The sequence below is a fragment of the Streptomyces sp. NPDC006314 genome, from assembly GCF_040613075.1.
Classification (GTDB): Bacteria; Actinomycetota; Actinomycetes; order Streptomycetales; family Streptomycetaceae; genus Streptomyces.
Map to the genome: position 1 here is coordinate 110,966 of NZ_JBEXRL010000006.1, position 21,098 is coordinate 132,063.

General features: G+C 72.9%; 24 protein-coding genes and 2 pseudogenes. 10 read left to right on the forward strand and 16 right to left on the reverse strand.

From position 1 onward, the window contains the following. Position 1: 1 nt before the first annotated feature. Entirely contained in the window at positions 2 to 1,822 is a 1,821-nt protein-coding gene (locus ABZ079_RS12990) for an RICIN domain-containing protein (protein ID WP_356939481.1), read from the reverse strand. Positions 1,823 to 2,247: 425 nt separating this feature from the next. Beyond that, positions 2,248 to 2,495 (reverse strand): annotated as a pseudogene (locus ABZ079_RS12995) (aldo/keto reductase); the annotation flags it as partial. 198 nt (positions 2,496 to 2,693) lie between these two features. Here ABZ079_RS12995 and ABZ079_RS13000 point away from each other — a divergent pair. Then, a complete protein-coding gene (locus ABZ079_RS13000; protein WP_356939751.1) occupies positions 2,694 to 3,485 on the forward strand; it encodes an endo alpha-1,4 polygalactosaminidase in 792 nt (263 codons plus the stop codon). 99 nt (positions 3,486 to 3,584) lie between these two features. After that, positions 3,585 to 4,430 (forward strand): hypothetical protein, encoded by an 846-nt coding sequence (locus tag ABZ079_RS13005; RefSeq protein ID WP_356939482.1) that lies wholly within the window; start codon positions 3,585 to 3,587, stop codon positions 4,428 to 4,430. A gap of 85 nt (positions 4,431 to 4,515) precedes the next feature. Here ABZ079_RS13005 and ABZ079_RS13010 read toward each other — a convergent pair whose 3' ends face one another. The 3 genes from ABZ079_RS13010 to ABZ079_RS13020 are packed head-to-tail and all read right to left on the reverse strand — an operon-like array spanning position 4,516 to position 6,545. After that, the gene (locus tag ABZ079_RS13010) at positions 4,516 to 5,052 is read right to left on the reverse strand and encodes a flavoprotein (protein ID WP_356939483.1); all 537 of its coding nucleotides are present in this window, start codon (positions 5,050 to 5,052) and stop codon (positions 4,516 to 4,518) included. A gap of 50 nt (positions 5,053 to 5,102) precedes the next feature. Continuing rightward, positions 5,103 to 5,303, reverse strand: coding sequence for a ferredoxin (locus ABZ079_RS13015; RefSeq protein WP_356939484.1), 201 nt, complete (start codon positions 5,301 to 5,303; stop codon positions 5,103 to 5,105). A 12-nt stretch (positions 5,304 to 5,315) separates the two neighbouring features. Further along, positions 5,316 to 6,545, reverse strand: coding sequence for a cytochrome P450 (locus tag ABZ079_RS13020; RefSeq protein ID WP_356939485.1), 1,230 nt, complete (start codon positions 6,543 to 6,545; stop codon positions 5,316 to 5,318). 283 nt (positions 6,546 to 6,828) lie between these two features. Here ABZ079_RS13020 and ABZ079_RS13025 point away from each other — a divergent pair, with 283 nt between their 5' ends. Then, a complete protein-coding gene (locus ABZ079_RS13025; RefSeq protein ID WP_356939486.1) occupies positions 6,829 to 7,278 on the forward strand; it encodes a nitroreductase family deazaflavin-dependent oxidoreductase in 450 nt (149 codons plus the stop codon). An 80-nt stretch (positions 7,279 to 7,358) separates the two neighbouring features. On the opposite strand, the gene ABZ079_RS13030 is transcribed toward ABZ079_RS13025, so the two are convergent. Next, entirely contained in the window at positions 7,359 to 8,468 is a 1,110-nt protein-coding gene (locus tag ABZ079_RS13030) for a cation diffusion facilitator family transporter (protein ID WP_356939487.1), read from the reverse strand. Positions 8,469 to 8,566: 98 nt separating this feature from the next. On the opposite strand from ABZ079_RS13030, the gene ABZ079_RS13035 reads away from it, so the two are divergent. Then, complete coding sequence (locus tag ABZ079_RS13035) at positions 8,567 to 9,583, forward strand: glutathione S-transferase C-terminal domain-containing protein (protein WP_356939488.1); 1,017 nt, start codon at positions 8,567 to 8,569, stop codon at positions 9,581 to 9,583. A 28-nt stretch (positions 9,584 to 9,611) separates the two neighbouring features. After that, positions 9,612 to 9,914, forward strand: a complete 303-nt coding sequence (locus ABZ079_RS13040) for a DUF4235 domain-containing protein (protein WP_356939489.1) — start codon at positions 9,612 to 9,614, stop codon at positions 9,912 to 9,914. Between the two features lie 54 nt (positions 9,915 to 9,968). Here ABZ079_RS13040 and ABZ079_RS13045 read toward each other — a convergent pair whose 3' ends face one another. Both ABZ079_RS13045 and ABZ079_RS13050 read right to left on the reverse strand, forming a co-directional pair. Next, entirely contained in the window at positions 9,969 to 10,361 is a 393-nt protein-coding gene (locus ABZ079_RS13045; protein WP_356939490.1) for a VOC family protein, read from the reverse strand. 52 nt (positions 10,362 to 10,413) lie between these two features. Then, positions 10,414 to 10,878, reverse strand: coding sequence for a pyridoxamine 5'-phosphate oxidase family protein (locus ABZ079_RS13050; protein WP_356939491.1), 465 nt, complete (start codon positions 10,876 to 10,878; stop codon positions 10,414 to 10,416). Between the two features lie 417 nt (positions 10,879 to 11,295). On the opposite strand from ABZ079_RS13050, the gene ABZ079_RS13055 reads away from it, so the two are divergent. Together ABZ079_RS13055 and ABZ079_RS13060 are read left to right on the forward strand one after the other, a co-directional pair. Then, the gene (locus ABZ079_RS13055) at positions 11,296 to 11,574 is read left to right on the forward strand and encodes a hypothetical protein (RefSeq protein ID WP_356939492.1); all 279 of its coding nucleotides are present in this window, start codon (positions 11,296 to 11,298) and stop codon (positions 11,572 to 11,574) included. Between the two features lie 32 nt (positions 11,575 to 11,606). Beyond that, positions 11,607 to 13,232 (forward strand): amidohydrolase, encoded by a 1,626-nt coding sequence (locus tag ABZ079_RS13060; RefSeq protein ID WP_356939493.1) that lies wholly within the window; start codon positions 11,607 to 11,609, stop codon positions 13,230 to 13,232. A 121-nt stretch (positions 13,233 to 13,353) separates the two neighbouring features. Here ABZ079_RS13060 and ABZ079_RS13065 read toward each other — a convergent pair whose 3' ends face one another. Further along, on the reverse strand, positions 13,354 to 14,205 hold the full coding sequence (locus tag ABZ079_RS13065; protein ID WP_356939494.1) for a hypothetical protein: 852 nt from the start codon (positions 14,203 to 14,205) through the stop codon (positions 13,354 to 13,356). A 105-nt stretch (positions 14,206 to 14,310) separates the two neighbouring features. Here ABZ079_RS13065 and ABZ079_RS13070 point away from each other — a divergent pair. Together ABZ079_RS13070 and ABZ079_RS13075 are read left to right on the forward strand one after the other, a co-directional pair. Further along, a pseudogene (locus tag ABZ079_RS13070) lies at positions 14,311 to 14,745 on the forward strand (zinc-binding dehydrogenase); the annotation flags it as partial. Positions 14,746 to 14,908: 163 nt separating this feature from the next. Further along, positions 14,909 to 15,289: an anti-sigma factor antagonist gene (locus tag ABZ079_RS13075; RefSeq protein ID WP_356939495.1), complete on the forward strand. Its 381-nt coding sequence runs from the start codon at positions 14,909 to 14,911 to the stop codon at positions 15,287 to 15,289. Positions 15,290 to 15,318: 29 nt separating this feature from the next. Here ABZ079_RS13075 and ABZ079_RS13080 read toward each other — a convergent pair whose 3' ends face one another. After that, entirely contained in the window at positions 15,319 to 16,263 is a 945-nt protein-coding gene (locus ABZ079_RS13080; RefSeq protein WP_356939496.1) for a ribose-phosphate pyrophosphokinase, read from the reverse strand. Between the two features lie 202 nt (positions 16,264 to 16,465). Here ABZ079_RS13080 and ABZ079_RS13085 point away from each other — a divergent pair, with 202 nt between their 5' ends. Beyond that, positions 16,466 to 17,116 carry a DUF4230 domain-containing protein gene (locus ABZ079_RS13085; RefSeq protein WP_356939497.1) on the forward strand — a complete coding sequence of 217 codons (651 nt, stop codon included), beginning with the start codon at positions 16,466 to 16,468 and terminating at the stop codon, positions 17,114 to 17,116. Positions 17,117 to 17,133: 17 nt separating this feature from the next. Here ABZ079_RS13085 and ABZ079_RS13090 read toward each other — a convergent pair whose 3' ends face one another. From ABZ079_RS13090 to ABZ079_RS13115, 6 genes are read right to left on the reverse strand one after another with little or no spacing between them, the layout of a single operon-like run. Further along, positions 17,134 to 18,891 carry a complex I subunit 5 family protein gene (locus tag ABZ079_RS13090; RefSeq protein ID WP_356939498.1) on the reverse strand — a complete coding sequence of 586 codons (1,758 nt, stop codon included), beginning with the start codon at positions 18,889 to 18,891 and terminating at the stop codon, positions 17,134 to 17,136. After that, positions 18,891 to 19,238 (reverse strand): sodium:proton antiporter, encoded by a 348-nt coding sequence (locus ABZ079_RS13095; protein ID WP_356939499.1) that lies wholly within the window; start codon positions 19,236 to 19,238, stop codon positions 18,891 to 18,893. The genes ABZ079_RS13090 and ABZ079_RS13095 overlap by 1 nt, the downstream gene beginning before the upstream one ends. Before the next feature lie 10 nt (positions 19,239 to 19,248). Continuing rightward, positions 19,249 to 19,998, reverse strand: coding sequence for an MnhB domain-containing protein (locus tag ABZ079_RS13100; protein WP_356939500.1), 750 nt, complete (start codon positions 19,996 to 19,998; stop codon positions 19,249 to 19,251). Beyond that, complete coding sequence (locus ABZ079_RS13105) at positions 19,995 to 20,255, reverse strand: hydrogenase subunit MbhD domain-containing protein (RefSeq protein ID WP_356939501.1); 261 nt, start codon at positions 20,253 to 20,255, stop codon at positions 19,995 to 19,997. Before ABZ079_RS13105 ends, ABZ079_RS13100 begins: the two co-directional genes overlap by 4 nt. Positions 20,256 to 20,288: 33 nt before the next feature. Beyond that, positions 20,289 to 20,741 (reverse strand): MrpF/PhaF family protein, encoded by a 453-nt coding sequence (locus tag ABZ079_RS13110; RefSeq protein WP_356939502.1) that lies wholly within the window; start codon positions 20,739 to 20,741, stop codon positions 20,289 to 20,291. Continuing rightward, on the reverse strand, positions 20,738 to 20,932 hold the full coding sequence (locus ABZ079_RS13115) for a hypothetical protein (RefSeq protein WP_356939503.1): 195 nt from the start codon (positions 20,930 to 20,932) through the stop codon (positions 20,738 to 20,740). Before ABZ079_RS13115 ends, ABZ079_RS13110 begins: the two co-directional genes overlap by 4 nt. Positions 20,933 to 21,098 lie beyond the last annotated feature (166 nt).

Sequence of the window (21,098 nt, forward strand, 5' to 3'; positions counted from 1 at the left end):
GTCAGCGGCGGTGGCGGCCGCCGCCTCCGTAGCCCCCGCCGCAGTTGTACGGGTACGCGGCGCAGGGATCGGCCGTGGCGGACGGCGCGGGTGACGGAATCGACCTGGTCGCCGTGGGGGTGGGAGTCGGGGAAGGGGTCGGCTCGGACGCCTTGGGTGGGGGTGTCGCCTCGGGGGTCGTGGGCCGCGTGGTGGCCGTCGGTGAAGGAAGGTTGTCGCTGCCCCAGTTGACGTTCTGCATCTGCAGGTCGGGTTTGGCGGTGTCGACGGACCAGCGCTGGACGGCGCCGGTGGCACGGGCCTTGAGGACCAGCGCGCCGGAGCCGTCGGTGGCGGCGGGGACGAGGGCCAGCTCCTGGTTCCAGCGGGGTACGAGGGCGCCCTGGAGGGTGAAGTCGTAGCGGATGCTCCCGGCGGCCCTGCCGGTGGCCGAGCAGGGAGCGAGGCGGACCGAGTAGCCGAGGCGGGAGTCCAGGCACAGGTCGGGGGCCGCGTTGTTGCGCAGCAGTCCGTCGGTCTCGTACGTCCACTGCTGGCTCGGTGTCGCGGAGCATCCGGTGAGTTCGGTCTCGGCGCCCTCCACGGCCTCGTTGCCGACGACACCCACGCACAGGCCGGAGGCGAGGTTGTGCAGCCGGCCGTGCAGGGCGCCCCGGCCGGCACCGCTCGCACCGGCCCAGGACGCCCCCGGGGAGGCGGCGTCCTTGCCCGGCGCCCGGGAGGAGGGGCCGCCGGCGCCGGGGGCCCGGGTCTCGCCGGAGCCGAGCACCGACCACAGCACCAGGGGCAGCACGACCAGGCCGCTGACGGTGACGACGGCCAGCGCGAGATGACGGCGCCGGGCGCGGCGGGCGGCGCGGTGCGCGGAGCGGCGGGAGACGGCGGACCGGGCGGGGCCGGCCGGGGCGGTGGGATCGGCGGGATCGGCGGAGGTGTCGAGGACTCCGGCTCCGGTGGGGGCGAAGGCCTCCCCCGCCGGGGGTGCGAATGCGGCGGGGGCCGGGGCCGGTTCGGCCGGCGCCTCGGCACGGCTCGCCCGGGATTCCGCATAGGCGTGGGCCCCCCAGCCGAGCACCGCCTCGGCCAGCGCCAGTCCCAGGCCCGCGTTGAACTGGGCGAGTTGGTCGGCGGTCCGGCTGCAGTGCGGGCAGCGGACCAGGTGCTGGTGCAGGTCCGGGTCGATGTCGACGCCGCCGCGCCGGAACGTCACGTCGAGCATGCGCAGGTAGCGCCGGCACTCGGCCTCGGGGGCGAGTTCGCGGTGCGCCTGGAGGCATTCCTCGCGCAGCCGTTCGCGGGCCCGGCGGAGTTCGACGCGCACGTCCTCCTCTTCCAGGCCCAGGAGAGCGGCGGGCACCGTCAGGGGTTCGGCCTCGACCTCGGTGTGCCACAGGACCGCGCGGGAGGTCTGGGGCACCCGCTGGAACGCGCGGGAGAGCAGCCGTCGGCCGGGGGGCGGCAGCAGCCGGGCGGCGGCCCGCTCGCCGGAGCCGCCGCCCGGTCGCAGCGCCGGGTGGAGGAGTTCCCGGCGGCCGTCGCTGTCCCACTCGGCCGCGATCCGGCGGACGGCGACGAGCACATGGGGACGCCAGGCGGCGGTCGGACCGCCCTGCCGGAGCGATTCGCCGAAGAGGCGGGTGAAGGCGGCCGTGGTGAGCATGCCGGCGGCGCGCGGGCCGTCGGTGCACAACCGGGCGTAGGCGAAGGCCGCCTCCCAGTGCCGATCGAGGAGTTCTCCGACGGGGTGGAGCGCGGGTGCCGTTCCGGTCCACTTCTTCAGTTCGGCACTCAACTGCTCGTCGGACGGGCCTGCCTCGTTCAAGGCTGCATTCCTCCAGGCGTGATACGGAACAGTCCATACCAAAGAGTAGGGGGAGGTCACGGGGCAGCTCGAACGTCCACCTGAGGCGGCTCTTTTGAAGCGTGGGGGGTGTACGGGGGAGCAGCCTGGCGCGCACAGACGAAAATGTTGTGCGACCGTGCGCCGACAGCGCACACTTTTACACACCCTCGTACACGGAAACAAGAGATCTCTCGATTATCGGCAGTGCGATAATCGGATTCCTTATTGACGCGACGTCAAAGGAATCCCTTTCTTCCAATTACGGCCGGTCGCCCGCCCGGTAGACGCCGGGCGGTGCCCGTAGGAATGGGCGCGGGAATCCGGAAGCCGCCGCCACCCGTTCCACCGTCGGATCGGTGACCCCCGCAAGCCGGGCCGCCTGCCGCGACCGCGCGCCCGTTGCGCAGGGCTCGCACCGGCAACTCCTCGCTGGTGCCGTCGGAATGGACGTTGGCGGTGTCGAAGTTGTTGATACCCGCTTCCCGCGCCTGCCGGATGAGCGGGAGGGAGTGTCCTCGTCGAGGGTCCATGCGTGCGTGCCGCGGTCCGGTAGCCCGTAGGTCATGCAGCCCAGACAGATCCGCGAGACGTCCAGGCCCGTCGAACCGGGCTTCACGTCACGCGTCGTCGCCGCTCCTGCCTTCGGGACCATGGTCACCGCCGGGCCTACGACCGGTCCCGCACCGACTTGACGATGGGAGCGCGCGGGCGATTTGATCGTGGCGCGTGCCGCGCCGCCCGGCGCGGGCAGGATGGAGCGGACTTGCCCCCGAAGGGCCTCTTCCGCGCCGCGGGTTCCCGGACGAACTCAGGCGCCTGGTCAGCAGCCCTGATCGTGGCCGTGTCGGTACTGGCCGGCTGCGGCTCCGGCAGCGAGGGGAAGGACGGTTCGCCGAAGCCCACCGCGGTGCGGCTGCCGCCGCGGAACGCCGGGTTCGACTACCAGATCGGCGGCGCCTATCCCCCGCCGAAGGACGTGCGGATCGTCAGCCGCGACCGGTCCGACTCCCCCGCCCCGGGCCTCTACAACATCTGCTACGTCAACGCGTTCCAGGCCCAGCCCGCCGAGCGCTCCTCCTGGCCGCCCGACCTGCTGCTGCGCGACGCGCACGGCGAGGTCGTCATCGACGAGGACTGGAACGAGCCGCTGCTCGACCTGCGCACCCCGGCCAAGCGGGAGCGGGTGGCGCGGCGGGTGAACCGGTGGATCGACGACTGCGCGCAGAAGGGCTTCGACGCCGTCGAGCCGGACAACTACGACAGCTACACCCGCTCCCGCCACCTGCTCACCGCGGAGGACGCGACCGCGCTCATGACCCGGCTCTCCCGGCACGCGCACCTCCGGCACCTGGCCATCGGGCAGAAGAACACCGCCGAACTCGCCGGACGGCGGGGGCGGACCGGGCTGGACTTCGCGGTGGCGGAGGAGTGCGGGCAGTACGACGAGTGCGGGGTGTACGCGAAGGCGTTCGACGACCGGGTGGTGGACATCGAGTACACCGACGGCGGTTTCCGCTCGGCCCTCGCGCGCTGGGGCGGCCGGCTGAGCATCGTCCGCCGCGACCGGGACGTCTCCACTCCGGGCAGCGCGGGCTACGTCCGCAAGGCGCACCGGGACCCACGGGTTGCTGCCCCCAGGTGACCGCCCGGCGTGGGAGCCGACGGATGGTCCTACAGTCGGCTCATCCTCGGCGCAGACGACCGGCGTCCGACCGGTCTCGGCCGCCCGGGAGGAAACGCGGTGCCGACACGTCCCACCACTTACAGAGCCCTGGCCGGGGCGACGCTGCTGACCCTGGCCCTCGTCGCCCCCGCCTGGGGACGGTCCCTGCCGGAGCCCGAGGGGCCGGCGACGCTGTGCGCCCTCGCCGGCACGCTGAACGGCGAGCACGGCCAGCACGCCGTGATCAGCCTGTGCGCGGGCACCGGCAGCCCTCAGCTGGCCGTCTCGGCCCCGGCGACCTGCCGGCGCGCCGGCGCCCGGATCCGGTACACCTGTCGCACCGACGGCACCTGGGCGGCCCGACGCGCCGGCAAGACGCTGGCCACCGGCACACTCCCCGGCTCGCGTGAGTATCCGGGTCCCGGAACCTACGACATCACCGCCACCGTGCACGTACGGTCGGCGCCCGCCGGTGTCGACCTGACGGGCACGGTGCGGGCCACGCTGTCGCTGACCGCGCCGAAGGCGAAGGCCACGCACGCCATCGCGGTCGACCGCACGACGCTGCGCCGGGGCGCCACGACCACGCTGACGTACACGATCCGCCGCGACAGCGACGACGGCGACGGCAATGCGCGGTTCGGGCTCGTCGGCCAGGACGGCACCGGCGTACGGATCACCACGGCCGACGCCCGCTGCGTCAACCCGCTCGTCGGCCGGTACCCGGCGAAGACCCGCCTGCCGCACTCCCTGGACTGCGCGCTGACCGCACTGCAGCCCGGCCATCCGGAGAAGGTGAAGGTCCGCGTCACCGTCGGTGCGACCTGCTCGACCGTGGTCTCCAAGCTCGGCTACTGGCTGCCCAAGGGGCAGGACCTGTACACCGGCGGGATGCTGGCGGGGCCGACGCTCACCTGCCGCTAGGTCCGGTCGTCAAACCTGTCGTCAAACCCTGTCGTCAAACCCCCGCCGTCCGCCCGAAGGGCGGGCCAGTCCGACGACAGGGCCTCTACCAGGACCGCTCCAGCAGGTCCAGCGCCCCCTCCCAGGCGAACTCCGGACGGTGTCCGTCCTGTCCGGGTTCACCGGTGTACCGGGGGCCGAAGCGGACACCCATCCCGCTCAGCCGTACCACGCTGTCCTGGTAGGCGGGATGTGCGGCCAGCGCGTCGGCCACGCAGGGCAGGACGGCGACCGGCACACCCAGCCCGGCGGCCTCGCACAGGGTGCCGACGGCGAGGGTGTCGGCGAGGCCCGCCGCCCATTTGTTGAGGGTGTTGAAGGTGGCGGGTGCCACCACTACGGCGTCCGGCGGCGGGAACGGGCGGGGGTCGGCCGGGGAGCGCCACGCGGACCGGACGGGCCGGCCGGTCCGCGCCTCGACGGCGACGGCGTCGAAGAACCCGCCCATCGCGACCGGTGTGGCGATGACACCGACCTCCCAGTTCCGTTCCCGGGCGGCGCTGATCAGCTGGGGCACGCCGGCGGCGACTCCCGCCGCGCAGACGACGACGTACAGGAAGGGTTTCGCGGCGTGTTCGGTCACCCGGGAACCCTACCGACGCCTCGCGGACCGGTGTCCGGGCGGCCGGGACGTCAGGCGCCGGGCTCGGTCACCCTGATGGCGCTCACCGGGCAGGACTGGGCCGCCACCCGGACCATCGGGTTGTCCACGCCGTCCTCGCGCCCCGGGAGCAGGGTGCCGTAACCGTCGTCGTCCTGGGTGAAGACGTCCGGCGCGGTCAGCGCGCACTGGCCGGCGCCGATACAGACGTCCTTGTCGATGTCGATGTGCATGAGCAGAGCCTCTTACCAGGTCACGGGGAGTTCCAGCATCCCCTGAACCGTGTCGCCGGGTTTGCAGGGGATTTCCTCGGCCGGGGCGGCCAATCGCAGCCCGGGCAACCGCGTCAGCAGGCTGCCGAGGGCGATCTCCAGCTCCGCTCGGGCCAGGTTCTGGCCGAGACACTGGTGGATGCCGAAGCCGAACGCCAGGTGGTGGCGGGCGGGGCGGTGGAAGTCGAGGGTGTCGGGGTCCTCGTAGAGGGACGCGTCGCGGTTGATCACCGAGGTGGCGAACAGCACGCCCTCGCCGGCCCGGATCGTGGCGCCGGCGACCTCGATGTCCTCCAGGGCGACGCGCTGCAGCCCCTCGGCGATGGACAGCATCCGCAGCAGTTCGTCGACGGCGGCGGGCAGCAGCGCCGGGTCGGCGCGCAACTCGGCCAGCCGGTCGGGGTGCTGGAGCAGGGTGAAGGTGCCGAGGGAGATCATGTTGGCGGTCGTCTCGTGGCCCGCGACGAGCAGGATGATGGCGAGCGCCACGAGTTCGTCCCGGTCCACCGTGCCGTCGCGGAACTGATGGTGGACGAGGTCGTCGAGGATGCCGTCGCCCGGCTCGGTGTCCTTCGCCTTCTCGTCGATCAGCCCGCCCAGGTACTCCGCCAGCCGGTTACGGGCGTCCTGGTTGTCCGCGGCCGTCGGGCCGCGCAGCAGTCTGCGGGACTGCTCCTCGAAGAACTCGTGGTCCGCGTACGGCACTCCGAGCAGGCCGCAGATCACCATCGACGGCACGGGCAGCGCGAAGGCGGAGACCAGCTCGGCGGGCGGCCCCTGGGCGATCATCGCGTCCAGCCGCCCGTCCACGGTCCGCTGGATCAAGGGGCGCAGTTCCGCCGCGCGTTTGAGGGTGAACGACGGGACCATCATCCGCCGCTGCCGGTGGTGCTCGGGGTCGTCCACCCCGAGCAGGGCCACCCGGCGGCGGCGCATGGCGGCGAAGGCGGGCGTGAGCCCGGGGAAACCGGGACGGCTGCGGTCGGTGGACAGACGGGGGTCGGCGAGCAGGGCGCGGGCGGTGGCGTGCGCGGTGACCAACCAGGCCTGCCGGCCGTCGTAGAGGGTGACTCGGGACAGGGCTCGTCCGTCGCGCAGCGGGTCGTATCCCGTGGGCGGGGCGTAGGGACAGGTGCGGTCCTGGGGGAAGGCGACGGGGCCGGCCGGGCTCGCCGGGCCGGAGGTGTCCGTCAGTTCCGTCATGGAAAGTCCTCGCAGACGAAGAGGTACGTCATGCCGATCTTCATTAGATGCCCCGGCATCCGGCCACTCCGGTGATCCGCGTGATGTGGCCGAAGAGCAGGGGTCGCGGGGACACAAACCGGCCAGACCGTGCGGGACGGTGAGGTCGGGGCGGCACGGGCGGTGTGCCCCGGGAGGGGACCACCCGGTCGGCCGAAGGGATCCGCGGTACGGATGATTCGCGCGGTCACCGGTGTTGAGGCGGTGGCAGACAGCCGTTGGACCGACGAAGGAGACGGATCCCATGCCTCTTGAGGGCGAGTACGAGCCGAGCCCGGAGCAGTGGGTGCGCGAGCAGGTCGAGCTGTACGAGAGCTCCGGCGGGACGAGGGGGACGACGCTGCTCGACACCGGACTGCCGGTGATCGTCCTGACCACCCGGGGCGCGAAGAGCGGGAAGATCCGCAAGACGCCACTGATGCGGGTGGAGCACGAGGGCGCCTACGCGGTGGTCGCCTCGCAGGGCGGGGCGCCCAGCCATCCGGTCTGGTACTTCAACGTCAAGGCCGATCCGCACGTCGAGCTGCAGGACGGTCCGGTCAAGCGGGACATGCGGGCCCGTGAGGTGACCGGCGCGGAGAAGGACGAGTGGTGGGAGCGGGCCGTGGCCGCGTATCCGCCGTACGCCGACTACCAGAAGAAGACGTCGCGGGAGATCCCGGTGTTCGTGCTGGAGAGGTTCGACGAGAGCTGATATCCGGCCCGGAGCCGGCCCGTTCCAGATAAATCTGTTCCGGCGAGGTGTGAAGCCGGCTCCGGGCGGGCACTCGTGCGTCAGGCCCCGCCGCGTTCCCCCGTCGCGGCGGGGCTCTCCTGTGCCTCGCCCGCCCGCCGGTCGGTCACATCGAGGAAGATCTGGTCGGCGTCGGGGAAGGTCCGGGCCAGGGAGCGCTTGATGCGTACGGCGACCTCCTCGACCCGCTCGCTGTCCAGGCCCGGCGCCAGGTCGATCCGCGCGGCCACCAGCGTGGAGTCGAGCCCCATCTTCATCGTGAACAGTGCCTCCACACTGTCGATCTCCGGCTGCGCCTCGAGCAGCGACCGGATGCTGCCGCTCAGTTCCGGATCGGCGGCCTCGCCGATGAGCTGGTCGCGGGCCTCGCGGCCGAGCCGGTAGGCGACGTACACCAGCAGCACGCCGATCGCCAGCGAGGCGGACGCCTCCCACACCACCTGCCCGGTGACCATGTGCAGGGCCATGCCGACCAGAGCGAGGGTGACACCGAGCACCGCCGTGCCGTCCTCGGCGACCACCGTGCGCAGCGCCGGGTCGCGCAACCCGCCGAGGCCGCCGCCCTGCCGGCGCACCTGGTGCAGGGCCCGCAGCAGCGAGGCCCCCTCGGCGAGCAGTGCCACGCCGAGCACGATCAGGCCCGCCACATAGCCGCTGAGCTTCTCCTCGGTGTCCGTGTGCAGCGCCTCGAAGCCCTGGAAGAAGGAGAAGCAGCCGCCCATGACGAAGATGCCGACGGCTGCGAGGAGGGACCAGAAGAAGCGCTCCTTGCCGTAGCCGAAGGGGTGCCGTTCGTCGGCGGGGCGGCGGCTGCGGCGCAGCGCGGCCAGCAGGAACACCTCGTTGAGGCTGTCGGCGACGGAGTGCGCGGCCTCCGACAGCAGCGCCGGTGAGCCGGCGAGGACGCCGCCGACGGCCTTGGCGACGGCGATCACCAGATTGGCGGCCAGCGCCACGAGGATCGTGACCTTGGTGTGCCGGTCGGCTTTGGAGTCGGCCGGCCGGCTCGTCTCCCCGGCCGCCGGGCCGTGGGCCGGCGCCGTCGCCCGGTCCGGCGTCCCGTCGCCTGCCGCTGGGGCGCGGGTGTGTGCCGCGCCGCTGTCCTCGGCCGTCCGTGCGGCCGTCTCCCGTTGTGAGGATGTCCCGCTCATTTATCGCAGACTGCCCCCGGCCGTGCGCATCACACCGTGCGGGCGGCGGAAAACGGGGAACGCGTTGCCCCAGAGCCCCCGGCCGGCGAGGAGGAGAGATGAGCGGCGACGGCAACAGCGCTTACGGCCTCACGACGTTCACCCGGTCCAGGAGCCACTTCCGGGACCGCGTCACCGCCGACGGCCGGGACGGCTGGCCGGTGGCGGCGGGCCGTTACCGGCTGGTGGTCTCCCGTGCTTGTCCATGGGCGAGCCGGGCGGTGGTCTCGCGCCGGCTGCTGGGTCTGGAGGACGCCCTGCCGATGGCGGTCGCCGACCCGGTCCAGGACGACCGCAGCTGGCGGTTCACCCTGGACCCGGACGGCCGGGACCCGGTGCTGGGCATCCGGTTCCTGAGCGAGGCCTACGAGCGCCGGGAGTCGGACTACCCGGGCGGGGTGAGCGTGCCCGCGGTCGTGGACGTCCCGAGCGGGAAGCTGGTCACCAACGACTACCAGCAGCTCACCCTGGACCTGGCCACCGAGTGGACGGCCCTGCACCGTGCCGGCGCTCCCGATCTCTACCCGGCCGGCCGGCGCGACGAGATCGACCAGGTGATGGCCGAGGTGTACGAGGACCTGAACAACGGTGTGTACCGGGCCGGGTTCGCCACGCGGCAGAAGGAGTACGAGGAGGCGTGCAGGACGGTGTTCCGACGGCTGGAACTGCTCGCCGAGCGGCTGGCCGGGCAGCGGTATCTGGTCGGTGACACCCTCACCGAGGCGGACATCCGGCTGTTCACGACGCTGGTCCGGTTCGACACCGTCTACCACGGTCACTTCAAGTGCAACCGCTGGAAGCTGGCCGAGAATCCGGTGCTGTGGGCGTACGCCAGGGACCTGTTCCAGACACCCGGGTTCGGCGACACCGTCGACTTCGACCACATCAAGCGGCACTACTACCGGGTGCACGCCGGCATCAACCCCACCGGCATCGTGCCCCTCGGCCCGGATCTCGCGGGCTGGCTGAGCCCGCATCACCGCGCGGAACTGGGCGGCCGGCCCTTCGGCGACGGTACACCGCCGGGACCGGTGCCTCCCGGCGAACGAGTGGCCCCGCCGGGACGCCCCGCATGAGAGCCGCGTGACGAGGAAGGAGTCACACATGGTCAAGAACAAGAAGAAGAAGCTCCCACTCGCCTACCAGCCGGTCGGATTCGTGCTCAGCTGGGCAGGCGGTGCGCTGGCCGGCATGGCCTTCCGCAAGGCGTGGATGGCGATCCGGCACGAGGAGGACGCGCCCGACGCCCTGGACCCGGACCGCGGCTGGGGCGAGATCCTGCTGGCCGCGGCGGTCCAGGGCGCGATCTTCGCGGTCGTGCGCAGCGCCGTGGACCGCACCGGGGCCAAGGCCATCGCCCGGTCGACGGGTGTGTGGCCGGCCACCGACAAGGGCGGCCGGGACTGAGCCCTGCGGGGTGTCTTCCGGATCATGTCGGCGACCTGATCCGGAAGACACCCCCTAACCCTGCTTGGGAGCCCTCGTGGGGCTCAGGCGCAGGGTGAAGGAGTGCCCGGCCGGGTCGGCGTATCCGCGTTCCTCGTACGGCCCCGCCGCGTCCCTCGTCTCGATCGGCCGGCCGCCGAGCCCCACCACCCGGCGCTCGGCCTCGTCCAGGTCCTCGACCAGGAAGTCGAGATGGACCTGGAGGGAGTTCTCCGGGCGCGGCCAGCTGGGCGGGGTCGCGTTGACGTCCCGGCGGAAAGCCAGCCGGACGCCGTCGGCGCCCCGGACCACCACGAGGTTGGCGGAGGCCTCCGTCTGCTCGCCCTCCAGCAACTCCTTGTAGAACTCTGCGAGTTTCTCGGGCTCGGCGCAGTCCAGTACCACGACGCCCGCTTTCACCAGTGCCATGCTTCCTCCCGGTCGTTCTCCTCTCCCCTGCGGATAACCCGGGCCACCGGATTCAGTCGGCGAGCAGCCACTCCCCGTCACGCATCAACTCCCGGCCCGGCAGCTCGTTCGCCTCACGCCAGGCCTGGACGCGCTGCGGAGTGATGCTGAAGTACAGGTAAGGGGTGGCGAGTTGGCGCGGGTCGAAGCCGGTCTTCCCGGCGAACACCTCGGCGTCCTCCTCGGGCAGGTCCTCGGGGGTCACCGTGCGGACGGTGCCCTCGATGATGACGACGTCCCGGGTCGGACCGATGCCGAGGCGGGTGGTGCCGGTCGCCACGAGGTTGCGGCCGGTGGGGCTCTCGGCGGGGGTGGCGATCAGCAGGGTGGAGCCGTCCCACACGAAGGACAGCGGTACGAGATAGGGGGCGCCGCCATCGGGGCCGGCGGTGGCGACCCAGGCGTCGATGTCGTGCTCCAGCCGGTGGAGGGTGTCCTTCTTGCGCTGTTCGGTGGTACGGGCGGGCGCTGTGGTCATGTCGTACGGCCTCCTGGTCGTCGGTGCCCCGGGTGATGACGCGCGGACGCCGTCCAGTGTGACGGTCACTGATCGGTGTCGCCCCGGAACTCGTCGAGGCGTGTCCGCGGCCGTCAGGAGCGGGCCCAGGGCGGGCAGGAGCTGCCGCGCAGGCTGGCGACGAGGTGGCGGGCGGTGGACGCGAGGTGCGGGCGGCGTCTGCGGGCAGCCTGCCGTACCTCGTCCACCCCTCGGTCTCGCCCTCGTGGCGGCCTTCGGGGGTCCTTCCGAAGGCCGCGCCGGCCCGGCCACCGGCCGTCCGTCCCGCCGCTTGCGGCACTGCCCGTGGTGTGCTGATGTTCTCTCTCGCTCCGGGCCCGGGTCGTCCCGACGGCCCGGGGATGTCCGAGGGGGAGCCGGGACCGTACCCTCGGGCCGGTGTGGTCCAAGGTCAGTTCCCGGTACGGAACGCCGGGGGCCGGGACGCTGCCGGTCGGGTCCCTGGCCCGGGCGGTGACGGCGGGCGCCCTGGTGATGCCGCGCATCGCCGGCATGATCGTGGCGACGGTGAGCGCCGTGGGCATCGCCGTCCCGCTGCCTTGCCCGCTCACCGCGCTCGCGGCCGCCTCCGCCGACCACCTCGAGGTCACCGTGGGCGCCGGTCGCCGTGCTTCCGCACCGGCGAGGGCACCGACACCGGATCCCGGCAGCTTGTGACCACTTCCGACCGGCTTTCCAGGAAAGGCATCATGCACGCTGATCTTCTCTTCACCGGCGGCCCCGTCCTCACCCCCGAGGGCCGCACCGCGACCGCCGTGGCCGTGACCGGCGACCGGATCACGGCCGTCGGCCACGCCGAGGTCCGCGAGCTCGCCGGGCCCCGCACGGAGGTGGTCGACCTCGCCGGACGGCTGCTGCTGCCGGGCTTCCAGGACGCGCACGTCCATCCGGTACCGGCCGGGCTGGAGTTGTCCCAGTGCGATCTGACCGGCACGACGACGGCCGAGGAGACGGTGGCCGCCGTACGCGCGTACGCCGACGCCCACCCCGAGCGGGAGTGGATCCTCGGCGGCGGCTGGTCGATGGAGGCGTTCGCGGGCGGCACCCCGGCGAAGGAACTGCTGGACGCGGTGGTACCGGACCGGCCGGTGTACCTGCCGAACCGGGACCATCACGGCGCCTGGGTCAACAGCCGGGCGCTGGAGCTGGCCGGCATCGACCGGGACACGCCCGACCCCGCCGACGGGCGGATCGAGCGGGAGCCCTCCGGCGCGCCCGCCGGCACCCTGCAGGAGGGGGCGATGCAGCTGGTCGGTCGGCTGGCCCCGCCCGCTACGGCGGCCGACCGGCGTGCAGCGCTGCTGCACGCCCAGCGCCATCTGCACGCGCTCGGCATCACCGCCTGGCAGGACGCCCTGGTCGGGGACTTCCTCGGCATGGTCGATCCGGCGGAGGCGTATCTCGCCGCCGCCGAGGACGGCTCGCTCACCGCCCGGGTGGTGGGCGCGCTGTGGTGGGACCGGGAGCGCGGGGCGGAGCAGATCGCCGAACTCGTGGAGAAGCGGACCGCGTTCAGCCACGGCCGGTTCCGGGTGGGCGCGGTCAAGCTGATGCTGGACGGCGTCGCCGAGAACCACACGGCCGCGCTGCTCGACCCCTATCTCGACCGGTGCGGCTGCGCCACGGCCAACCGCGGAAACAGCTTCATCGATCCGGCGCGACTGCCCGCCTTCGTCACCGAGTTGGACGCGCGCGGTTTCCAGTGCCACTTCCACGCGCTGGGCGACCGGGCCGTACGGGACGCGCTGGACGCGATCGAGGCGGCCCGCGAGGCCAACGGGCCGAGCGACACCCGGCCGCACCTCGCGCACCTCCAGGTCGTGCACCCGGACGACGTGCCCCGGTTCGCCCGGCTCGGCGCCACGGCGAACATCCAGCCGCTGTGGGCCGCGCACGAGCCGCAGATGGACGAGCTGACCATCCCGTTCCTCGGACCCGAACGGGCCGGTCGGCAGTACCCGTTCGGGGCGCTGCTGCGCTCCGGGGCGCGGCTCGCGGCGGGCAGCGACTGGCCGGTGAGCAGTCCCGATCCGCTCCAGGGCATCCATGTCGCGGTCAACCGGATCGAACCGGGCGGCACCGGGCCGGTGTTCCTGCCCGACGAGCGGCTCGCCCTGGCGGACGCGCTGACCGCCTACACGGCCGGGTCGGCGTACGTGAACCACCTCGACGACGGCGGGCGGGTGGCCGTCGGGGCCCTCGCCGACCTGGTGGTCCTGGACCGCGACCCGTTCACCGGGCCGCCGGAGGCGATCGCGGAGACGGCCGTGGCGCTCACCTATGTCGGCGGCGAGCGGGTGTACGCCGCGGAGTGACGTCGCTGCGGCGGCGAGGGGCGGCGGCCGTCCCGGTGGGCGGCGCCACGTTCCCGGCCGCGGCGGCGCGGGGCTGCTCGCGCAGTTCCCCGCACTGCCGGCTGCGAGGCTCGGGGGCCGGTCAGGCGCAGCCCACCGACTTCTTGAGCCGCGGCCAGGCCTCCACGCCGCCGGCTGTGCGGACGTAGGCGGTCGCCCTGTCGTCCGTCAGCCACAGCCGACGGCCGCGGTGCTGGTACCCGGTGTCATGGGCGTCGGCGGGCATGCGGACCTTCCCGCGGTACGGTGCCCGGAGCAGGCCGTCCCGGCCCAGCACGCCGTCGGGGTCGCGGGCGTACGTCCGGTCGTCCAGGGCGAGGAAGTAGGCGGACTGCCAGCCGCAGTGCTCCGGTCCCGGCGAGCTGTTGAGTCGGGAAACCGGCACCCTCCGGCCCTGGCGGTCCGTCCAGATCTCCCAGCCCGTGGTGTCCGTGAAGCTCGGGGGGAGTTCGGCGGGATCGCAGGAGGCGTGGGTCTCCGGGCCCCAACCCGGCCGGTCCTTCTGGTCGTTGGCCACAACGACGGCCACCTTGGTGCGGCCGTCGACGTCGAAGGAGTACAGCACCCGGTCCGCCTCCTTGCGCTCCACGCGGTAGCCGTGATCCGGCTCCTCCGGCTCGACCATGTCGAAGTAGAAGGCCAGCCCCTCCTCCGGCGTGTCACCGCCCTCGGACGCGCCCCACCCGTCGGGTCCGGCGCCCTCGAAGATCTCCCCGTCGCACTCCAGTGCCCGGCCGGCGGCCCCGGAGGCCAGGCGGAGCGCCCGCGGGCCGCTGTCGTCGACGTCCTTGGTGGGCACGTGGAGCGGGCCGCCGTAGGGGGTCGCGGGCGGGGTTCCCTTCACCACCAGGTCCGGCCCGGGGCCGTCGTCGCACCCCGCCACCATCACCGCCGTCACCGCCGCCAGTACTGCCGCCACGAGCCCTCTTCGCATATCCCGCCCCTGTTCTTCCGTGCCGTGTGCGGTCCTCCGACGCCGGAGCGGGCCGGAACGTTCAGCGGGCCCGCTGGAACGTCCTGCGGTACGTCTGCCGGGGTCGGGGCGTACGTGATCGGCACGGCGAGCGCGGGCAAGCACGGCTTCCTGCGGGAGATCGGCGTGGACGAGCCCGTCGACTACCGCTCCACCGACGTCACGCAGGCGGTGCGGGAAGTGGACGTCGTCCTGGACACGCTCGGCGGGGAGACGTCCGTGCGGTCCCTGCGGGTGCTGCGGCCGGGCGGTGTCGTGGTGTCGATCCTGCCGGTGGGCTCTCGGGAGTTCCACGAGGAGGCCGAGCGGCTCGGCGTACGGGTGGTGCGCATGCTGGTCGACGCCGATCGCGCCGGGATGCGGGCGGTCGCGGAGATGGCGGAGTCCGGGAAGCTGAAGGCGACGATCGCCGGGACGTTCGCGCTGGCCGACGCGGCGAAGGCGCATGAGCTGGGCGACACGGGGCGCACGACGGGCAAGTTGGTGCTGCTGGTCGACTGACCGGAGCCGGACGGTGGGCGCGGGCCGATTCACCCGACCCGCGCCACGACACGCCGCAAACCCGAAGACATATGTCAATCGAACATGCTCAAATTCCTTCCATCGAGGGTAACTTGACGATCGGGGAACCGATGTCCGGGCGCGGGTGGGAGGTGATGCCGTCATGCGAGACGAGCCCGCTCCGCGCACCCGGCATCTGCGGGTGCACGAGCACCGCGGCTACACGGTGCTGGAGTTCCGGGGCGAGATCGACATCGCCGCGGCGGCGGAGATCGGTCCCTTCCTGGACCGGGTCACCCAGCGCACCGGCGCCCGGGTCGTGATCGACCTGAGGCCGGTGGAGTTCTTCGACTGCTCGGGGCTGCGGCTGCTCTACCGGGCCCGCGCCCGGGTCCTGGAGCGCGGCGGCCGGCTGCATCTGGTGTGCACCCATCCGCTGACCCTGCGCGTCTTCCGGGTGACCGGCCTCGCCCGGTTGCTGCCGCCGCATCCGACGCCGGACGCGGCCCTGGCCGACGCCGAGGCCGCGTCCGGCACGCTGTGACAGGGTGGCCATCCCGGCCGTCCAGACCTCTACGCCTCCTCGAACAGGGCGCTGACGGACTCACCGTTGTGAATCCGCCGTACGGCCTCGGCGAGTGCCGGGGCGATGGACAGGACACGCAGTTTGTCGGTGTGCTCGTCCGCCGACATCGGCACGGTGTTGGTGCAGACGATCTCCAGCACGTCCGGCTGCCCGCTCAGCCGCTTGAGGGCACCGGCCGCGAACAGCCCGTGCGTGCAGGCCACCCGGACCGGCCGTGGCCCCGACTCCCTCAGCCTGTCCAGGAGTTCCAGGACGGTGCTGCCCTTGGCGATCTCGTCGTCCAGCACGATCACATCCCGGCCGGTGACGTCGCCGATGACGGAGCTGATGGTCACCCGGTCGTCCGGGTAGCGCTGTTTGGCGCCGGCCGCCACCTGGGCACCGATCCGCCGGGCGAAGGCGGCGGCCTCCTTGGCGTTGCCGAGGTCCGGGGAGACGACCGTCGTGCGCGAGAGGTCGTACTGCCGGAAGTGCGCGGCCATTTCCCGCAGGGCGTGCAGGTGGTCCACCGGCACCGTGAAGAAGCCGTGCACCTGCGGGGAGTGCAGCGTCATGGCGAGGACCCGGCTCGCGCCCGCCGCCACCAGCAGGTCGGCGACCAGCCGCCCGCCGAGGGAGATGCGCGGGGCGTCCTTCTTGTCGGAGCGGGCGTAGGAGTAGTGCGGCATGACGACGGTGATCCGGGCCGCGGAGGCGCCCCGGGCCGCGTCGCACATCAGCAGCAGCTCCACCAGGTGCTCCTGCACCGGCCTGACCAGCGGCTGGATCAGGAAGACGTCCCGCTCCCGGCAGTTGGCCTGAAGCTGCACCTCCAGGCAGTCGTTGGCGAACCTGCTCACCCGGGTCGGGCTGAGCGGCACCGCGAGGTGCGCGCAGACCTCGCGGGCCAGGTCGGGGTGGGCGCTGCCGCTGAAGACGGCGATGTCTCGCACGATCCGCTCCTCGCCTGATCGGCACCGGTCGGGCCGTCATGCTACCGGCGGGGCCGTGGCCGGGCCTGCCGCCGGGCTTCGCACCGGGCGGTGCCGGCCATGACGCGGCCCGGCGCCCGCGTCGTGGGTCCTCTTCGGCCAACCCACCGGTCTGGTACGGCGGTCGGCGGGAATCCGGAGAGCAGGAAGGAGGACCGTCTCGATGACGACTTCCGTAAGGCACCTGCCCGGCTGGGCCAAGGCCGTGGCCGCACTCGTCCTGGTGCTCGCCGTGCTGTTCGCCGGAATCCGGCTGGCCGTACTGCCGGGCATCAAGGGCCTGTTCGGTACGGAGACGCACGACCGTTCCGGACCCGCACTCCTCAAGTCCATCCAGGACATGAGCCGTTACGACGCGGCCTCGGGCAACTTCCAGGTCGTCGTGGACCTCGACAAGGACGCGAAGTTCCTGCCCGACGCCATCCGCGGCACCCGCACCCTGTACGTCGGCGCGGGCACCGTGGACGCCTACGTCGACCTGGGCCAGGTCGGCAAGCGGGACGTGCGGGTCAACGACGACCGTACGTCCGCCACGCTCCGGCTGCCGCACGCGCGGCTCGGCAAGCCGGCCCTCGACCCCGACCACTCCTACGCCGTGTCCAAGCAGCGCGGGCTGCTGGACCGGCTCGGCGACGTGTTCTCGGACAACCCCAACAGTGAGCAGGCCGTGCAGAGGCTCGCCGTGCGGCACATCGGCGACGCGGCGAGGGGCAGCGGGCTGACCGCCCGCGCCGAGACCAACACCACCGGCATGCTGCAGGGCCTGCTGCGCTCGCTCGGCTTCAAGGAGGTGCACATCGACTACGGCCCCTGAACAGGCCGGGGCCCCTGTCAGCCGCCGAGCACCCCCGGCAGCACCAGCGCCCCCAGCACCGTGACGCCTGCCAGCAGCCAGGCCACGTAGTCGCCGACGTGGCCGGACTGCAGGCGGCGCAGGGGCCCGGCCCAGGCGGGGGCCGCCACCCAGCGCGGGCGGGTCACGGCGAGGCCGGCGAGGGCCGCGGCCAGCACGGTGGAGGCCACCCCCAGCAGGATGCCGTGCCGCGTCCAGTGCACGGAGGCGTGGGCGCCACCCGAACCGGCCTCGTTGACGGAGCGGGCCACCAGGTCACCGAAGCCGGGGGCCACACCGACGGCGAGGGCGGCGGCGAGCAGCACGGCGGGCACCGTCGTCATGGTGTCCGGGATCCGGCGCAACAGGCGACCGCTCTCGGGTTTCTCTTCGGAGCCGCTGGTCTCGTACGCGGCGTCCTCCGGGCGCGGACCGAGCCCCAGGAACACGCGAGCGGTGACCCGCAGGACGGCGCCCGCGGTGATCGCGGAGGCGGCCACGTACACCACGGTGAGCGGGCCGCCGACCGCCTCCTCGGTGACCGCCTTGCCGAGCGCGGTGCCGAACGGCGGCAGGCCCGCCAGGCCGAGGGCGCCGACGGCGAACAGCACCGCGGTGGCGCGGAGCGGGCGGGCGCGGCCGTGCAGCGCGTGCTCGTCGACACTGCCGTACCGGTCGAGCAGCGCGCCCGCGCAGGCGAACAGCGCGGCCTTCACCCCGGCGTGCCCGAGGATGTACAGGGCGACCCCGTCGTCGCCCTCGGGGGTGAGGACGCCGAGGCCGACGAGGAAGAGGCCGGTGTGGGCGACGGTGGAGTAGGCGAGCAGCCGTTTGATGTGCCGCTGGTACCAGCACATGACGGCGCCGATCGCGGCCGTGAGGGTGCCGAGCGTCACCAGGGCCCGGATCAGGTCGGCGGCGGGGATGCCGCCGGGTCCGGCGAAGACGGTGCCGTACACGCGCCAGACACCGTAGGCGCCGAGTTCGACCATCACGCCGGAGAGCAGCATGCAGACCGGGGTGGGGGCGACGGCGTGCGCGTCCGGGAGCCAGAAATGGAAGGGCACGGCGGCCGACTTCACCAGCAGTCCGGTCAGGACCAGCACGAAGGAGGCGAGGACGAGGGCGTCCGGTCCGCCGTGCGCGTCGAGTCCGCGCCCGATCTTCGACATGGCCAGTTCGCCGGTACGGGCGTACAGCAGGGCGATACCCATCAGCAGGGCGTACGCGCCGAGGGAGTTGACCACGCCGAAGGTCAGAGCGCCCTGGACGGCCTTGGCCTCGTCGATGCGGTAGCCGGTCAGGGCGTAGGCCACCACGCTCATCAGCTCGAAGAACACGAACGCGTTGAACAGGTCACCGGCGATGGCGAACCCGCACATGGCGCCCTGGAAGACCAGCATCAGCGCGGTGAACGCGCCGGTGTGGCCGTGCGGGGGCTCGTCGAAGTAGCGCCAGGAGTAGGCGAGGGCGGAGAGGGTCAGCAGCGAGACCAGCGCGGCCATGCCGAGCGCGGGGCCGTCCCCGACCACGACGATGCCGACGCTCTCGCCGTCGACGGGCAGCCAGCCGCCGACCCACTCGACCATCGGCGGTGAGGAGCCCGGTAGCAGCACGAGCGCGAGGGCGGCCGTACCGCCGGAGACCACGAAGCCGGTGATCTCGACGGCGATCCGGGGCAGACGGCGGCCGGTGGCCACCAGCAGGGCGGCCCCGAGCAGCGGGATCGCGACGAGCAGTGGGAGCAGGTGGTGCATCAGCCGCGCAGCTCCCGGAGCTCGTCGGGGTCGACCGTGCCGTGCCGCTTGGCGATCTGCTGGACCAGGGCGAGCAGCAGCGCGGTGACGGTGGCGCCGACGACGATGTCGGTGAGGGTGAGGGCCTGCACCAACGGGTCGACCACCGGCCGGGAGCCGGGCTCGAGGTCGGAGAAGACGGGTGCGGTCGCGCCGTCACGGTAGCCGACCGCCAGCAGCAGGACGTAAGTGGCGGACTGGCAGACCGCGAGGCAGCCGACGGCGTGGATGAGGTTGCGGCTGGTGGCGAGGCCGTAGCAGCCCATCAGGAAGACGTAGGCGGCGATCAGGTACGGAAGGATGTGCATCACGGTGTTCTCACCTCCCGTGCTCCTCCTCGATCTCGACGGCCTGGTCGAGGAAGTGGGCGAGCAGGACGACGACCGCGCTCGCCACCTCCATGCCGATGGCCGCGTTCAGCAGGGGGACGGTGCCGCCGGAGGAGAGCGTGTTGAAGGTGCCGTAGGGCAGCAGCGTGTTGGACAGGAAGGCGGTGCCGGTGAGGACTCCGGCGAGGCCCAGCACGAGGTAGGAGCAGACGGCGAGCGCGTCGGAGGTCTCCGGGACGGCGAGCGGGCGGACGCGTTCCAGCGCCCGGTAGTCGGCACCGAGGTAGAGCAGGTGCAGGGCGGTCGCGGCGACGACCCCGCCCTGGAACCCGCCGCCGGGGCTGAGCTGACCGTGGGCGATGACGTACAGGCCGGTGACCAGGGCGACGGGCAGCACGATCAGCGCGTAGCGGCGCACCGGCCGGCCCGCGTCCACGGGTTCGGGCGTGGCCCGGTGTTCGTCGCGGGCCTGGCGCAGCAGCACCACACAGCCGAGGACGGCGGCGAACAGGATGCTCATCTCGCCGAGGGTGTCGTAGGCGCGCTGGTCGAAGTTGACGGAGGCGATGGTGTTGGCGGTGTGCCGGTCGAGGGAGGCCTGGACGGCCCGTTCGCCGTAGGGGTGCCGCCGGCCGCCGAAGTGCGGCAGGTCGAGGCAGGCGGCGACGAGCAGGGCGGCCAGGCCCGCGCCGCCGACGGCCAGCAGCCACAGCCGCAGCCGCTGCCGCTGCCGGTTCACTTCGCACCGTCCCTCGTCCGGCCACGGCGTCTGATCTTGCGCACCGACAGCATGATCAGCAGCGGGGTCAGCGCGGAGCCGACCGCCAGCTGGGACAGGCCGACGTCCGGGGCCTGGAGCACGGTGAACAGCACGGCCAGGACGATCCCGAGCACGGACAGCACGAGTGCCTGGCGGGCGGGGTCGCGCAGGGCGACGGCCGCGGTGGCGGAGGCGGCCACCAGCAGCAGGGCGACGACGATCACGGCATCGGCCATGCCGCACCTCCCCCTTGACCACCCGGCGCCGGATCAGCCACCGCGCACCCCCTGGAAGCCGCCCGACAGCGCCCGTGCGGCGATCAGGTTGCCGCCGATCAGCAGGGCGCCGGTCACCAGCAGCTTCACCGTCGCCCGGCCGGGCCCGGTGGCCACGCACAGCGCGACCACGACGACCGCGCCCAGTCCGGCGGCGGTCCAGGTCAGCCCCCAGGCACTCGGCCGTTCGCGCTCCAGGTCGTCGGAGAGGAGCCGGGCGAAGACGAGGGTGCCGACCGGGCCGAGCAGGGCGAGCAGCAGGGCGAGGTCGACGTAGGACGGGCGGCCGTAGCCCTGCGAGAGGAGCAGCAGGGCCGGGCACACGGCCGAGGTGGTCAGGTTCTGGGCGATCACCCGGCGGGTGACGGGGCCGGTGGTCACGCCCCACAGGGCGGCCGCCCCTCCCCCGCCCAGCTCGACGGTCGCGGCCAGGATCCAGCCGTTCACCGCCAGGTCACCGCCCGCCGGCCGGCCCGGGCCAGCATCGCGCCCGCGGCGGCGCAGCCCGCGCCGACGATCCGCTCCAGGGGGTCGACCGTCGTGATGAGCACCAGCCACAGCAGCGCCAGACCGGCCCACCAGGTCAGGAGTTCACCGACGGCGAGGAGGACCGTGCGCGGGGCCGTACGCCGGGTCATCCGCCACCTCCTCGTTGCGCTTTACGCATGTGTGCGGCGTTCTGTCCCCTCTACCGCTTGGGGCATCCAAGCACCGCCGGGCCCGCTGCGGCACGGCGGCACGCGGGTCCGCACCCGGAGTGCCCCGGGAGCGTGAACGGAAGGCAGGGGTGCGCGCCCGGCGCGT